General features: G+C 31.2%; 15 protein-coding genes. 10 read left to right on the top strand and 5 right to left on the bottom strand.

What is annotated here, in order from left to right; all coding sequences use genetic code 11:
- The first annotated feature begins 131 nt into the window (after positions 1 to 131).
- Together KQH81_RS10060 and KQH81_RS10055 are read left to right on the top strand one after the other, a co-directional pair.
- A complete protein-coding gene (locus tag KQH81_RS10060; protein WP_230029272.1) occupies positions 132 to 950 on the top strand; it encodes a MurR/RpiR family transcriptional regulator in 819 nt (272 codons plus the stop codon).
- 88 nt (positions 951 to 1038) lie between these two features.
- Positions 1039 to 1869: a pyridoxamine kinase gene (locus tag KQH81_RS10055; RefSeq protein ID WP_230028188.1), complete on the top strand. Its 831-nt coding sequence runs from the start codon at positions 1039 to 1041 to the stop codon at positions 1867 to 1869.
- A 45-nt stretch (positions 1870 to 1914) separates the two neighbouring features.
- On the opposite strand, the gene KQH81_RS10050 is transcribed toward KQH81_RS10055, so the two are convergent.
- Entirely contained in the window at positions 1915 to 2982 is a 1068-nt protein-coding gene (locus KQH81_RS10050; RefSeq protein ID WP_230028187.1) for an ArsR/SmtB family transcription factor, read from the bottom strand.
- 57 nt (positions 2983 to 3039) lie between these two features.
- Positions 3040 to 4281 carry an MFS transporter gene (locus tag KQH81_RS10045; protein ID WP_035771316.1) on the bottom strand — a complete coding sequence of 414 codons (1242 nt, stop codon included), beginning with the start codon at positions 4279 to 4281 and terminating at the stop codon, positions 3040 to 3042.
- Positions 4282 to 4446: 165 nt separating this feature from the next.
- Between KQH81_RS10045 and KQH81_RS10040 the strand changes: the two genes are divergently transcribed.
- A complete protein-coding gene (locus tag KQH81_RS10040; RefSeq protein ID WP_083405213.1) occupies positions 4447 to 5271 on the top strand; it encodes a divergent polysaccharide deacetylase family protein in 825 nt (274 codons plus the stop codon).
- Positions 5272 to 5297: 26 nt separating this feature from the next.
- On the opposite strand, the gene KQH81_RS10035 is transcribed toward KQH81_RS10040, so the two are convergent.
- Both KQH81_RS10035 and KQH81_RS10030 read right to left on the bottom strand, forming a co-directional pair.
- A complete protein-coding gene (locus KQH81_RS10035; protein ID WP_074846316.1) occupies positions 5298 to 5906 on the bottom strand; it encodes a flavin reductase family protein in 609 nt (202 codons plus the stop codon).
- A gap of 26 nt (positions 5907 to 5932) precedes the next feature.
- The gene (locus KQH81_RS10030; protein ID WP_027639999.1) at positions 5933 to 7195 is read right to left on the bottom strand and encodes a D-alanyl-D-alanine carboxypeptidase family protein; all 1263 of its coding nucleotides are present in this window, start codon (positions 7193 to 7195) and stop codon (positions 5933 to 5935) included.
- A 114-nt stretch (positions 7196 to 7309) separates the two neighbouring features.
- Between KQH81_RS10030 and KQH81_RS10025 the strand changes: the two genes are divergently transcribed.
- A complete protein-coding gene (locus tag KQH81_RS10025; protein WP_074846313.1) occupies positions 7310 to 7924 on the top strand; it encodes an NUDIX hydrolase in 615 nt (204 codons plus the stop codon).
- Here KQH81_RS10025 and KQH81_RS10020 read toward each other — a convergent pair.
- A complete protein-coding gene (locus KQH81_RS10020; RefSeq protein WP_027639997.1) occupies positions 7921 to 8802 on the bottom strand; it encodes a DMT family transporter in 882 nt (293 codons plus the stop codon). The two genes, KQH81_RS10025 and KQH81_RS10020, sit on opposite strands and share 4 nt — an antisense overlap.
- A 255-nt stretch (positions 8803 to 9057) precedes the next feature.
- On the opposite strand from KQH81_RS10020, the gene KQH81_RS10015 reads away from it, so the two are divergent.
- The 6 genes from KQH81_RS10015 to KQH81_RS09990 all read left to right on the top strand — a co-directional run bounded on the left by KQH81_RS10015 (position 9058) and on the right by KQH81_RS09990 (position 14982).
- Complete coding sequence (locus KQH81_RS10015) at positions 9058 to 11088, top strand: urocanate hydratase (RefSeq protein ID WP_099335608.1); 2031 nt, start codon at positions 9058 to 9060, stop codon at positions 11086 to 11088.
- A gap of 35 nt (positions 11089 to 11123) precedes the next feature.
- Positions 11124 to 12386 carry an imidazolonepropionase gene (gene hutI / locus KQH81_RS10010; RefSeq protein ID WP_074846307.1) on the top strand — a complete coding sequence of 421 codons (1263 nt, stop codon included), beginning with the start codon at positions 11124 to 11126 and terminating at the stop codon, positions 12384 to 12386.
- A 289-nt stretch (positions 12387 to 12675) separates the two neighbouring features.
- A complete protein-coding gene (locus tag KQH81_RS10005; protein WP_027639994.1) occupies positions 12676 to 13017 on the top strand; it encodes a PadR family transcriptional regulator in 342 nt (113 codons plus the stop codon).
- Positions 13004 to 13522, top strand: coding sequence for a DUF2812 domain-containing protein (locus KQH81_RS10000; protein ID WP_178312279.1), 519 nt, complete (start codon positions 13004 to 13006; stop codon positions 13520 to 13522). The genes KQH81_RS10005 and KQH81_RS10000 overlap by 14 nt, the downstream gene beginning before the upstream one ends.
- Positions 13523 to 13628: 106 nt before the next feature.
- Entirely contained in the window at positions 13629 to 14192 is a 564-nt protein-coding gene (locus KQH81_RS09995) for a TetR/AcrR family transcriptional regulator (RefSeq protein ID WP_027639993.1), read from the top strand.
- A gap of 121 nt (positions 14193 to 14313) precedes the next feature.
- Complete coding sequence (locus KQH81_RS09990) at positions 14314 to 14982, top strand: hypothetical protein (protein ID WP_099335607.1); 669 nt, start codon at positions 14314 to 14316, stop codon at positions 14980 to 14982.
- Positions 14983 to 15079 lie beyond the last annotated feature (97 nt).

Below are 15079 nucleotides of genomic sequence, written 5' to 3'. Positions count from 1 at the left end.
ATAGATGCTGTTTTAATAGGCATCTATAGCCCTTATTTCTTGACTTTGATAATTATATTACCCATAATATAATTATCAAAGTATATATGAAAATTTCACTGAAATTTGGAAGGGATTGTTACAATTTGAACGTGTTATGCGAGATACAGAAAAATTATACGCTTTTTTCTGAAAAAGAAAGAGATATAGCAGATTACATATTACAAAGCAATGATCAGATAAAAAATATAAATATAACAGATTTAAGCAAAGCTATAGGTGTTTCAAATGCTACTATAACAAGGTTTTCTAAAAAGATAGGATGTAAGAGTTTTGTTGACATGAAAATACAACTTAGTGCTGCTTCGACTAGAGTTGAAGACTTAAAGGATGAAGGGGTTTTTTCAGACATATATTCTTTTTATAAAAGCACTATAGATATGACTAATCATTTGATAGACAAAGAGATGATATTTAAATTTGTAAAAGAGATAAAAAATGCAAAACGTATATATATATGTGGTGTTGGAAGTTCTGGATTTACAGCATCAGAGTTTGCTTTAAGGCTTCTTAGAATGGGATTTAATGTTTCAAGCATTACTGATTCTCATATGATGATAATAAATAGTTCAATACTATCAAAAGAGGATCTTATAGTGGGAATATCTTTATCTGGAGAAACTAATGAGGTAGTTCAATCTCTTAGAATAGGCAAAGCTAATGGTGCCACTAGTGTAGCCATGACGAGTTTTGAAAATAGCAGCATAGCCATGTATTCTGACATGAATTTTATATTATATAATTCAGGATTTATAGATAAAGAAAGATTCGTTAATAGTCAGTTTTCAGCTATGTATGTAGTAGATTTAATATGTTCTGTTCTTTTAAGGGACAAAGAACTTAAAGATAAGATGCAGCTTACTGTAGATACTATAATAGGTATGGAATATAATAAAGGAAAAAATGAATAAGGTTAATATAAGTAGTATATGAATTAAAAATGACATATAATAAATACATAAAAGTATTTATAAATTAGTTTTAAGGAGTTTTATTATTATGAAAAAACCGATAAAAAGGATTGCTGTGGTACATGACTTGTGTGGTGTAGGGAAAGCAGCACTTAGTAATATAATACCTATATTAAGTGTAATGTCTGTTGAACCTTGTGCTATTCCTACTATAATCTTATCCACTCATACTGGAGGATTTGGAAAGCCTGTGATAAAAGTTAATGAGGATTATATAAAAAGGGCCATGGAACATTACAAAAATATAGGTATAAGCTTTGACGGTATATTTGTAGGGTATTTAGGAAGTATAAAAAACATCAAAGATATGGAAGAGTGCATGAAAAAGTCTAAGTATAAAGGTCATACAATAGTTGACCCTATTTTTGCGGATAATGGAAGGATTTATTCTAATTTTGATGAGGATTATGTAGAAGCCATGAAGTCTATGGTAGGATATGCTGATGTTATAACACCTAATCTTACTGAAGCATGTTATCTTTCAGGAGTGCCATATAAAGAAGAATTAGAAGAAAATGAGATAAGACATATAGCAGAAATATTAGGAAATATGGGAGCAAAGAACGTTGTTATAACAAGCGTTTGTAATGGTACAAATATAGGCTCTGCTATATATTGCACAAGGGATAATGATTTCAAAATTTATTATACTGAAAAGGAAGAAAAAAAATATCCAGGCACTGGAGACATATTTGCCTCAGTTATAGCTGGATCTATAATGAATGGTTTTTCCCTTCATGAATCATGTAGAAGAGCTGCTGATTTTACAAAAGAATGTATCAATGTCAGTTCGCAGTATGATTATGATACAAAAGAAGGAGTAATTTTAGAAAAAAATCTATGTATGCTTATGGATTAAAATATAAATCCTCTAGGAGCTGATTTTCCTAGAGGATTTTGACGTTTAGAAGAATAAATTTTCTAGTGTAGTTAGATATTCTTTTAATTTGTTTTTATTTAAAGTGTAAAAGACTTTATTATTGTCTTTATCAACTAAAATCAGCTGTAAGTTTGCTAGTGCAGACATATGGTAAGACACTGTAGCATTTGTCAAATTAAGCATTTCAGCAATTTGGCTTCCATAGAGTTTTTGTGAAGTCAAGGTCTTTAATATTTCAAATTTACTCTTGTCAGAAAGAACTTTTAGCACATCTAAAATTCGAGATTCGTCTATTTTATATTTTTTTAAAAGTTCTAAAATTTTTAGATAATTTACACCTATAGCTATTTTTTCATTTTTTTCAATGCCATAAACTCTAACTTGATTAAAATAAAATACATTTGGATGGATATTAAAAATATCAGTATTTTTTATTGATATTTGATAATTCTTTTTTAGATATCCACTAATATCGCCATCTGAATCTATGAAGAATTTATTCATAAAAGACTCTAGTATATCTTTTAAAATATATTCCTTTTCTTTTATAAGTTCAGTTACATGGGATATCATAGATGAAATTTCATAAAATAATTTTTCATAGTTGTAATAAATATATACTAATGTATATTTTATCTCATCTGTTAAGTCTTGAGAGCTTATATAGTTAAATATTTCTTTATCATTATTTAATGATTTTACTATGGAATCTAAATTATTTTCTTCATCAATAAAACTTACTATAGATGTGACAGCAAGCTGTTGCTTTTCTTGCTCGGAAAGAGCTGCAAAATCTAAGGTTACATCTATATCATTAAAAAAAATAACATCTGCCAAAGAAGTATCAGTATAGTTACTAAAATTTTTGAATAGATATTCTAATCTATCTTTGGGAATAGAAATTTTTGATTTTATATAGTCATGAGCTTCTATTATAGGTAAGAAAGCAGGGTCTAACTCATCTAGGGGGACACCATATTTTTGATGGAAAGTATCTAAGGTATGATGAATATCATTACCGTTTGCTATATTTCGTAGTATGTTTAAACTTTCGAATGTATAGTTTAGATTGTTATTAAAAATAAATTTCAATATATTTCACCTCTTAAATTTACTTTATCAGCATGCAAATTATTTTTCAATAATAAGTTAAAGCTCTTTTATGTTTTTATTGAAGCTTAGAGACATAAATAAAATTATGCAAAAAGCACCGCTTATGAGTATTAAAACATTGAGGGAGAAAAAACTCATTATTCCTGCTATAGCAAAGGAGGTAATTGGATTCATTGATGATGCCATAGCGTTAAAAATAGAACCTACCCTTGCCATATAATTTTCTTCTACGTTATACATAAATGATATATTTATAGATAAATTTAAAAAAGCAAAGCCTATACCAAATAAAAACATTACTATGCTGAATACAGGAATGAGAATTATTAATGTTTTTAATAGTGTAAGAAAGTATAATGAAAAATAGCTTAAACCTAGTATAATTCCGCCAATGACAAATAAATTTGATCTAGATAGTTTTTTGTTTATCATTGGAAATATATATGAACCAAAAGAAAGTCCAAGAGTAAGGGCAATACTGAAAATGGATAAACCTTCGGGACCAAGTCCTAGGCTTTCTTTAACATATACAGTACTCATAGTATTAATTGGAACCATAAATATTCCAAGAAGACTTCCGACTAAGCATATTGTAAATATAATTTTTCTTTCTTTCAAATATAAAAAGCCACTTTTGAGAGTTTCACCATATGACTTTATAGAAAAATTGAAACCTTCCTTAATACTATCTTTCAAAGATAAAAAGCTTAAGATAAATGCAGAAGCTAAAAACGTTATAGCATCTATAAAGAGAGCTCCAGAAGTTCCTATAAAACTAACTATTATTCCCGCAGAGGCTAGTCCTAGTAATTCTGAAATTCTAGAAGCTGAAGAACTAAGACTTTTAGCATGAGTATATTTTTCCTTTGATATTATTTTAGGAAATACAGCAATTCCTGCAGGCAACCTAAATGCTTCAAAACTTGAATTAATAAAAGTAAATATTAAGATAAGCCAAGGAGTTAAATGTCCTAAAAATAATAGAAGAGCTGTAAGAGAAACTACTATACCTCTTGCTAAATCACATATAATCATAGTTTTCTTTTTGTTTAATGTCTCAACTAAGGCTCCTGCAAAAGGCTGAAGTAATATTGAGGGAATAAAATTCACTCCAAATATTACAGCAAGCCAAGAAGGAGAACCTGTGATTTCGTATACCATCCAGCTGAAGGCAAGAGAATCTATAGAATCCCCAAATCGGCTTATTATATCAGCAATAAGAAGCTTCATATATTGCTTTTCATGAAAGAGATTTTTATAAGAAAAGGAATTTTTCATAAATATCTAACCACCTTTATCATATATATCTAATAAAAGTATAAATTTATATTAGATATATGTCAATATGAATCTTAGATTAATATCTAATTAATATATTATTTATATATTGTAATTTTATAGAACTCGTTTTAATATAATAAATTTAAAGGGGGGAATACTTTTATGAAAATGATAGTAGTAATAAGAAAGAAGGTAATTAGAGATATTCTTATAGTACTAGGTGCTGTAATTGCTGCCGCTATATTAATCATGGTTGGTGGAAAAGCCATATTTACATCATCTAGTAGTGAAAAAACTTACATGGTTATAGTGATTGATGATTTTGGAGAAGGTGGTAAGGGAACAAAAGACATGCTGGAACTTGATATTCCGCTTACGGCAGCCATAATGCCATTTGGAGAAACTGCAGTGAGGGATGCAAAGATGGCAGAGGAGAAGGGAAAAGAAATAATAATACATATGCCAATGGAACCGGAAGTTGGAAGGGCGAGTTGGCTTGGATCTACTCCTATTACTTCGGATTTATCAGATTCTGAAGTGAAAAAGAGAACTGAAAATGCTATGAGTATTTTATCTGCTGCTAAAGGAATGAATAATCATATGGGTTCAAGAATAATGCAAAATGAGAGGATAGTTGGAGTTGTTTTTCAATGCTTAAAAGATAAAGAAATGTTCTTTTTAGATAGCAAAACTACTCAAAATTCTGTGGCAGATAAGGTAGCTTCTGAAAAGGGATTGGAACTTTATTCAAGAGATATATTTTTAGACCATGTAAGCACTGAAGCTAACGTGGAGAAATCTATGGAGGAAGCCATAAAAGTATCAAAGAAGAAAGGCTATGCTATTGTTATAGGTCATGTTGGAGCTCAAGGTGGGGATATTACCGTTAGAGGAATAAAAAATAAGATTCCTAGATTAAAAGAAGAAAACATAGAGCTTATAACTATGTCTGAACTTAGAGAAAAGCTTAAACAAAAAAATAAGTAAAAAAATAGAGGGACGTATGTCCCTCGTTATTTTTTTACTGAAGTTTTCTTTGAAGATTTCTTTTTTGAATCAGGTTTCCTTACTGAATATCCAAAGGAACCTAGAGGCGAGGAATTAACCTCAAAATATTCGCCGTGGCTGTAGCAAATAAGCTTTGCTTTATCAAAATGAATCTTTCCTTTGTCATCTATAAGATTTTCATCAACTTTTACATTAGTCACTTGAAGAAGAAATAGGTCATGAGTTCCAAGTGGTGTTATAGACTTTAGTTTGCACTCTAAGGCAATAGGGCTATCATCTAAGGAAGGTGTCTTTACCGTAACACCTTCATCAAGCTTTAAATTAAAGTGATTTATCTTGTCTTCAGTTCTTCCTGATCTCACACCACAATAATCTACTATCTTAACCATAGATTTTGTAGGAAGGTTTATTACACACTCCTCACTTTCCTTTATATAATCATAAGAAAGCCTTTCAGGTCTTATGCCCACAGCTATTATAGGATCTTTTGTGCATACAGTGCTAACCCAGGCTACAGTAAATACATTTACTTTCCCATCTTTATTTTGAGATGTTATAAGCACTACAGGAGCAGGATTCAGCATTACACTGCCTTTAAAATTACGTTTACTCATTACTTTGTCATCCTTTAAATTACATATTAACGATATCTTCTGTTATATCTTTTTCTTGATCTTTTTTTGAAACTTGCAATTATAAAAATAACAAGAGCTAAAACAGCTATTATGCCAGCAACTAATAGTATATAACTTAGTATATTCGCCTTTATAAGGTCGCTAGATTTTACAGTGCTGTATAAATCATAAGTTGTTGAACTGTTTCTTTGCTTTACAGTAACTGTTGCTACTTTATCTTTTCCATTAAGTTTCCAAGGATTGATTTCTTCTGTATTAAATACTAATTCAGTTTCTTTAGCGTTTATATCATTATCATAATATTTTATGTCATTATTTAAAACTAGAGGTACATCTATAGTTTTTTCTTTTCCAAAGAATCTAAAAGTTTTGTAAGGAACAGAAATAGTTTCTAAAGTAGAGCCGCTTTTATAGAAAGTTGTCTTTTCAGCAGCATAGCTCCAGTCTATGATTGATTTCATATCATTAAAAGCAGCTGTATCCTGAGCGTCATAAGCAGACTTTAGTACAACTCCCACAAGTGTACGCCCATCTCTTTCATATAAAGCTAAAAGGCATCTTCCTGCTGCAGCAGTATATCCTGTTTTTCCACCTATGCAGCCATCTAGTCCAAGATTTTTATTTCTATTTTCTATTATAGCTATAGTACCAGTAGAAGTTTGAACTGAATCTTTCTTCAAAGCCATAGTTTCTCTAGTCCATGGATTGTCGTAAACAGCTTTTCCAAGAATAGATAAATCATAAGCTGTAGTATAGTGATTGTCATCGTGAAGACCATTTGGTGTTACATAATTTGTATTTTTCATTCCTAAAGCTTTAGCTTTTTCGTTCATCATATTTGCAAAGCCAGAAGCACTTCCAGCTATTGTATCAGCTATAGCATAAGCTTCGTCATTAGCTGAGTACAGAAGAAGAGTCTTCATAGAGTTAGAAGCTGTCATAGAATCACCAACAGTTCTAGGTTTTATATTAAGGTTAAAAGAGTATTCAGGCTGTTTTTTAGCATCTTCAGAATAAGTTATTATGTCACTCTTATCTTTATTTTCAGCAAGTAAAAGTCCGGTCATAAGCTTTGTTATACTTGCTGGATATCTCTGACTGTCAGCATCTTTTGAATATATAATTTCACCAGTCTCGATGTCCATTGTTATAGCAGATTTAGCAATTATATTAGGAGTACTAGTTTCTGCCTTGGCAACGGTGCCAAGTGGTGATAGAATAGTTAAAGCTAATGTTACGGCAATTGATGTTATAAATCGTTTCTTCAAAGTTCATCTCTCCATTTAATATAAAATTTTTGTACATTTATGCTGTTAATTTAATATAAATAAGTATATCATTATTAAATAACAATAACAAGATTTTAGCACAGGAGACTGATTATGAATAAAGAAAAAATAGTGAAAATTTTCAATGGGAAAATAGGAAATAAAATAGGAAAATATAAGATTTATGGAATAATGATACTGATTTATGAAAATCAAGGACAAAGCTATTTGATTTTAGAAAAGAGAGCATTATCCTTAAGAAGTCAGCCTGGTGATATATGCCTTCCAGGTGGAAAGCTGGAACAGGGGGAGACACCTAAAGAAGCAGCATTAAGGGAAACTATGGAGGAACTCAATTTGAAAAGGGAAGAGATAAATTATGTTGGTGAGATGGATTATTTCATAACTCCATATGGCTCTATTTTGTATCCATTTGTAAGTACTATAGATAATTTTCCTAGTGATCCTAGTAAAGATGAGGTTGATGAGCTTATAATGCTTCCAATAGATTTTTTAATCAGTGAAAAACCTTATGAATATAAGATGAATATAGGACCTAGAAATTATGACGACTTCCCATTTGATCTTATAAATGGAGGAAAGGACTATAAATTTTCACAAGGAACCATGCCTCAGTATTTTTATAAGTATGAGAATTATGTCATATGGGGCTTTACTGCTAGAGTTATTAAAGAATTTGCAGACATAATAAAGGAAGAGGTATACTAAGTACAGCTCTTCCTTTTCTTTAAAAACTCTAATTTCGTTTCACTTACTATTATTCCTATGAATACCAATATTGATCCTATGATCATGGAAATAGTGAAGGTTTCTTTCAAAATTAAAACAGACAATAGACTACCGAATACTGATTCGGTACATAGTATTATAGCGGTATGGCTTGAAGATGTATGTTTTTGAGCCATTGTCTGCAAGAGAAATGCTATAAGAGTACTGAAAAGACCTAAGTAAATTAATGAGAAACCACCTCTAAATGTGATATTGATAGGGAATGGTTCATTGAAAACAGCCAAAACAATAGAAAATACTGCTGCAACTCCGAATTGAAGTATAGTAAGTATTATAGGATCTTTCTTTTGAGCAAAGTATCCTACTGCAACTATATGACAGGCAAAGAAAAATGCACATACAAGAGTTAAGGCATCACCAATATTTAAAGTGAAACCGCCTTGAACTGTTAAAAGAGCTATTCCTATAAGAGAAAGTATAGCAGAAGACACTGAGTATATGTCAGGTTTCTTTTTCGAAATAGCCCAATATAAAAATGGGACCATAACTACATTTGTGCCTGTTAAAAATGCTTGAGTAGATGCTTGAGTATATTGAAGACCTATAGTTTGAGTTGCAAAAGCTAAAAATAAAATACTTCCAATTATTAAACCAGCTTTAAGATCATCTTTATTAATCTTTTTTAAATGCTTAAAAAAGATTATAGACATCAATATAAAAGATAATGAAAATCTGATTGCAAGTATATATAGAGGTTTTGCCACCTCTAAAGCTTCCTTTGAAGCTACAAAACCAGCACCCCATACTATTGCAACTATTAGAAGGGCAATGTCTGCGTAAAGTGATTTTTTCTTCAAGTTAAAATTCCCCCTTAGTAAAAAATATACCTTATCTATTTTAAAGGCATTAGAATAGATTTTCAATTGTAGAATTTTAAAAATGTGATAAATAATTATATTTAAAACGTCTACAAATATAAAAGACTAAGTATTTCTTTAAAATTGCAAAAGATGCAAAAATGTAGACGTTTTAAAGACGAGAAAAACATATAATTATTCTAATGACTGTAAGAGTTTAAGCTTTAAATACATTAAGGGTAAGGGGGATGTTCTATGATAGATAACTTTAATATTTCAGATGCAATGACCATAAAATTAGATGATTATTTGCCAGAAATGCCTAAGTTTCAAAAAGGAATAAGAAGAGCTCCAGATAGGGGATTTCATTTGACAAAGGAACAAACTGAAATTGCTTTGAAGAATGCTTTAAGGTATATACCAGAAAAGTATCATGAAGAGATTATACCAGAGTTTCTAGAGGAGCTTACTACAAGAGGAAGAATTTATGGCTATAGATTTAGACCAGAAGGAAGAATTTATGGAAAGCCAATCGATGAATATAAAGGAAACTGTATAGAAGGAAAGGCTTTTCAGGTTATGATAGATAATAACCTAGACTTTGAAGTTGCACTATATCCATATGAACTTGTTACTTATGGAGAAACAGGAAGCGTATGTCAAAATTGGATGCAATACAGGCTTATTAAGAAGTACCTAGAGGTTATGACTAATGATCAAACTTTAGTCCTTGAATCAGGTCATCCACTAGGATTGTTTAAATCAAAACCAGAAGCTCCAAGAGTAATAATAACAAATGCTCTTATGATAGGAATGTTTGACAACATAAGAGATTGGGAGATAGCTGAGGAAATGGGAGTTGCAAACTATGGACAGATGACAGCTGGGGGATGGATGTATATAGGACCTCAAGGTATAGTTCATGGAACTTTCAACACAATTTTAAATGCAGGAAGATTAAAACTTGGCATACCTAATGACGAAGATTTAAAGGGAAGACTATTTGTGACATCAGGTCTTGGCGGAATGAGCGGAGCTCAAGGAAAGGCATGTGAAATAGCCAACGGTGTAGGAATAATAGCAGAAGTAGATAAGTCTAGAATAGATACAAGACTTGAACAAGGATGGATAAGAAAGTGGTCTTCAGATGTAAAAGAGATATTTGAAATTGCAAAGGAATATCTTGAAAAGAAGGAGCCTATGTCAATTGCTTATCACGGAAATATAGTAGATGTTCTTCAATATGCAGTAGACAATAATATCCATATAGATTTACTTTCAGACCAAACTTCATGTCATAATGCATATCAAGGGGGGTATTGTCCGGAAGGCATAAGCTTTAATGAAAGAACAAGACTTTTGGCAGAAGAACCAGAAAAGTTTGTAGAGCTTGTAAATAAGACACTAAGACATCACTTTGACCTTATAAAAACTCTAACATCAAGAGGCGTTTACTTCTTTGATTATGGAAACTCATTTATGAAAGCCATATATGATGCAGGAGTTAAGGAAATTTCAAAGAATGGGGTAGACGAAAAAGACGGATTCATATGGCCATCTTATGTAGAGGACATAATGGGACCACAATTGTTTGACTATGGATATGGACCTTTCAGATGGGTTTGCTTAAGTGGAAAACATGAAGATTTAGTAAGGACAGACCATGCTGCTATGGAATGTATAGACCCGGATAGAAGATATCAAGATAGAGATAATTACAACTGGATAAGGGACGCTGAGAAGAATTCATTAGTAGTTGGAACAGAAGCTAGAATACTTTATCAAGATGCTATAGGAAGAATAAATATAGCACTTAAGTTTAATGAGCTTGTCAGAAAAGGAGAAGTAGGCCCAATTATGATAGGAAGAGACCACCATGATGTATCTGGAACTGATTCTCCATTTAGAGAAACATCAAATATTAAAGATGGAAGTAATGTAATGGCAGATATGGCTGTTCAATGTTATGCTGGAAATGCAGCTAGAGGCATGAGCCTTGTTGCTCTTCATAACGGCGGAGGAGTTGGTATAGGAAAGTCAATAAACGGAGGCTTTGGATTGGTGCTTGATGGAAGCCATAGAATTGATGAAATAATCAAATCAGCTATGTCTTGGGATGTTATGAGTGGAGTTGCCAGACGTTCTTGGGCTAGAAATGAACACTCAATTGAAACAGTAATTGAATTTAACAAAAATAACAAGGGAACAGATCATATAACAATTCCATACGTTGCTGATAATGATGTGGTAAGAAACGCAGTAGAAAAGGTGTTTAAGAAATTTTAAAAGAGTAATAAGTAATGAACTCAAGGGGGAACGTAATGGTAAAAGGGAATATGATAATTAAAAATGCTTCGGAAATAGTAACTTCTATTGGTAAAACAGCAAAATTTGGAGCTGAAATGCAAGAATTAAAGAGGATAGAAAATGGAGCTGTAGTAGTAGAAGAAGGTGTTATAAAAGAAGTTAATAATACTTCTGAGATACTTAAAAAATATGACGAATCAAAGTATGAAGTTATTGATGCTGGGGGAAAATCAATACTTCCAGGCTTTGTTGATTCACACACTCACTTTATATTTGGGGGGTATAGAGAAGAAGAATTTTCATGGAGGCTTCGCGGAGATAGTTACATGGACATAATGAATCGTGGTGGCGGAATAGTAAATACTGTGAGGGATACCAGAAATGCTTCTAAAGAGTGTTTGTTTGAATTAGGGAAAAAGCGACTTGATTCTATGCTTGAATTTGGGGTTACTACCGTAGAGGGAAAGAGCGGATATGGACTGGATTACAGAACTGAGCTTAAACAATTGGAGGTTATGAAAGAGCTTGATTGTGAACATGCTATCGATATAGTAAGGACATTTTTGGGCGCACATGCTGTGCCAAATGAGTATAAAGGTAGCACAGACATGTATATAGAATTCTTAATTAATGAAGTTCTTCCAGTTGTAGCAAAGAAGAATTTGGCAGAGTTTTGCGATGTATTCTGTGAAGAAGGGGTATTTTCTATAGAAGAATCAAGAAAACTATTGCTAAAAGCAAAGGAATTTGGAATGAAGCTTAAACTTCATGCTGATGAGATTGTAGAACTTGGAGGATCAGAGCTTGCATCAGAACTTAAGGCTGTATCAGCAGATCATCTTCTACATGCTTCGGATAAAGGGATAGAGGATATGGCTAAGAATAGAGTAGTAAGTACACTGCTTCCAACAACTGCATTTTGTCTTAAAGAACCATTTGCTCGTGCTAGGTACATGATTGACAATGGCTGTGCTGTAGCATTGGCAACGGATTTTAATCCTGGAAGTGGATTTACAAATTCAATACCATTAATGTTTGCATTAGCATCAATTTATATGAATATGACTATAGAAGAAACAATAGTAGCTATGACATTGAATGGAGCAGCTGCTGTAGGAAGAGCCGATAGTATAGGAACTATAGAGCCAGGCAAAAAAGGTGATATGATCATATTAGATTATAATTCATATAAATTTCTTCCATATCATACAGGTGTTAATATTGTTGGGAAAGTCATAAAGAATGGGGTATTAGTTCATCAAAAACAAAATTTTTAGGCTTTGTTAGACCTAATTATTGATTTATGACTTTATAATAAGGAGAGTTCAGTATGAACTCTCCTTATTGTTTACAAAGGTATGAGTAATTTAATAGCTGTTCTAACTTAATTTGTATGGATTTTTCTTTTTTATGAAGCAATAAAACATAAATATGTCTCAAGTGATTATACAATAACTTTCCATGATTTATAAAATTAAGTTATATAGTGAGAGTATTGACAAAACCTATATCATTTAATTATATATTATTATAAGATATATTATTAAATGATATAGGAGAATTATTATGGCACGAAAGAAATCTTTAGAGGAAGATCAATTAACTGATACGAATTACTATATTTTATTGTCCTTAACAGAACCAATTCATGGTTATGGAATAATGCATAAAGTAAAAGAAATATCAGAAGGAACATTTGATATAGGTCCTGCTAGTCTCTATACTTCGCTAAAAAAAATGCTTGATGCAGGGCTTATAGTATTGCAGATTAATGAGAATAAGGATAAAAAAATATATGGACTTACAGAGAAAGGAAAAGCATTTTTGCTTAAGGATTTTGAAAGACGTAAACAAATTGTTTATCATGGGAAGTTAATTTTGGAGGGGAAAAATTATGGGAAAGTATAAAACTATGCTTAATGAAGGATGGGACATTTCTAAAAATAAAATGCTTAGAAAACTTTCTAACTATGCAAAAGAAGGATGGATCTTGGAATCTATGTCCACATTAAAATTTAATCTTATAAAGGGGGAACCTAAGGATTTAATATATTCAATGGATTATCAACCAGAAGTGGAGGATATTAATGAATATTTAGAAATTTTTAAAATGGAAGGTTGGGCCTTTGTCTGTGAGGACCAGGGATTTAGAATCTTTTCAGCTGCACCAGGAAGCAAACCTATTTATACGGACACAACTGCTTTAGATGAAAGCAGAAAAATTAGAATGAAATATGCAGCTATAATTTTAGCTATAAGTTTAATAACTATAGGTGTGTTGATTATCATTACTAAGAATTTTTCAGGAAGCTTTATTAAGAGTATATGTTTTCTGATACTTTTAGTGGCTTCAGCTACATTAGGATGGTCTTCTGTATGGATTTTTGGTCTTTTATTTAGGAAAAACAAATAAAAATATTTAGATAAAAAAAGAATTTAGATTAAAAAAGCTATATAATAATATTATAGTTAATTATGAAATTCTATAATAAGAATTAGATTTATTAGGAGGTTAACATTTGAACAAAAGTGTAACATCTAAAGAGGAATTGCTTAAGGCAGCTAAAGACATAGCCTATAATGAAGGAATTGATAAGATTAACATAAGGAATGTAGCGAAAAGGTGTAATGTATCTATAGGAGCTATATATAATTATTTTCCTACAAAAGCTGATTTAGTTTTATCTGTTGTTGAAGATTTTTGGAACTACACATGGATTCAAAAAGATTCTTATGCTAAGGATGATGAAAAGTTTACTGTATTTTTTGAAAGATATTTTAAAACTTTATTAAAAAGGCTTTTCCAATTTGAAAATGATTGGCTTGCTAAGATTTCTATGTTAAGTGTTCAGGAAAAGGAAAAGGGAAGACAGCTTGAAGCGAAATGCTTTGAACATATAAAGCATCATCTTTTCGACGGTATAGAAAAAGATAGATTTATACACAATGATTTATGGAATGATGATTTTACCAAAGATGATTTTGTAGATTTTGTATTTCTTAATATGATGTCTATGCTTAGATATGGCAAAAAAGAATGCAAATTTTTTCTTGCAATTTTAGAAAAAATTTTGTATTATTAAAATAATCCGTAGACAGCGGATTATTTTTAAAAACCAAAGTGAACGATGTTCATTTTGATTTTTAAAGAAGGAAGGGATAGAAAAATCAGTAGATATTAGATAAATTATTTTAGGAGGTTTTATTATGAGAATTGGAGAAAGTATTTTTGACATTTTGTATCTTATTACAGTTATTTATCTTGGAATAACTATGATTAAAAAATCAAATGGAAATAGTCAGTTTAAACTTTTTGGAGTTATGGCAGTAGTCTTAGGATGTGGTGATGCTTTCCATTTAGTACCTCGTGTTTATGCTATGTGGACTACAGGAATGGAAGCTAATGCAGCTGCACTGGGCTTTGGACAAGCGGTTACATCTATAACTATGACAATATTCTATGTAATTTTATATCATGTTTGGAAAAAGCGTTATAATGTGAAAGAAAGTAAAGGTCTTTCTTATACAGTATATGGACTTGCAGCACTAAGAATAATCCTTTGCTTATTCCCACAAAATGATTGGCTTAGTTATGATGCACCTTTATCATGGGGTATATATAGAAACATTCCATTTGCATTACTTGGACTTTTAATAATAGTTCTATTTTATAAAAAGGCAAGAGAATTTAAAGATTCAGAATTTCGCTTTATGTGGCTTGCAATAGTAATCAGTTTTGCATGTTATGCACCAGTAGTTGTATTTGCAAAAACAATACCACCAGTAGGAGCGCTTATGATTCCTAAAACCTGTGCTTATGTATGGGTTGTATGGATGGGATATGTAGCAATGAAGAATAAACTTAATTCTTAGATAAGAAGTCACCTACTTTCTTTACAGAAAGTTTGGTGATTTTTTATTTTGTATATTAACAATAAATAAGAGGAGTGTGCTTAAACAGAAAGAATAT

The organism is Clostridium cadaveris (genome assembly GCF_020911725.1).
GTDB classification, from domain to species: domain Bacteria; phylum Bacillota; class Clostridia; order Clostridiales; family Clostridiaceae; genus Clostridium_X; species Clostridium_X cadaveris.
Note: the sequence above shows the minus strand (reverse complement) of the source record. Positions and strands in the feature narration are given on the sequence as shown.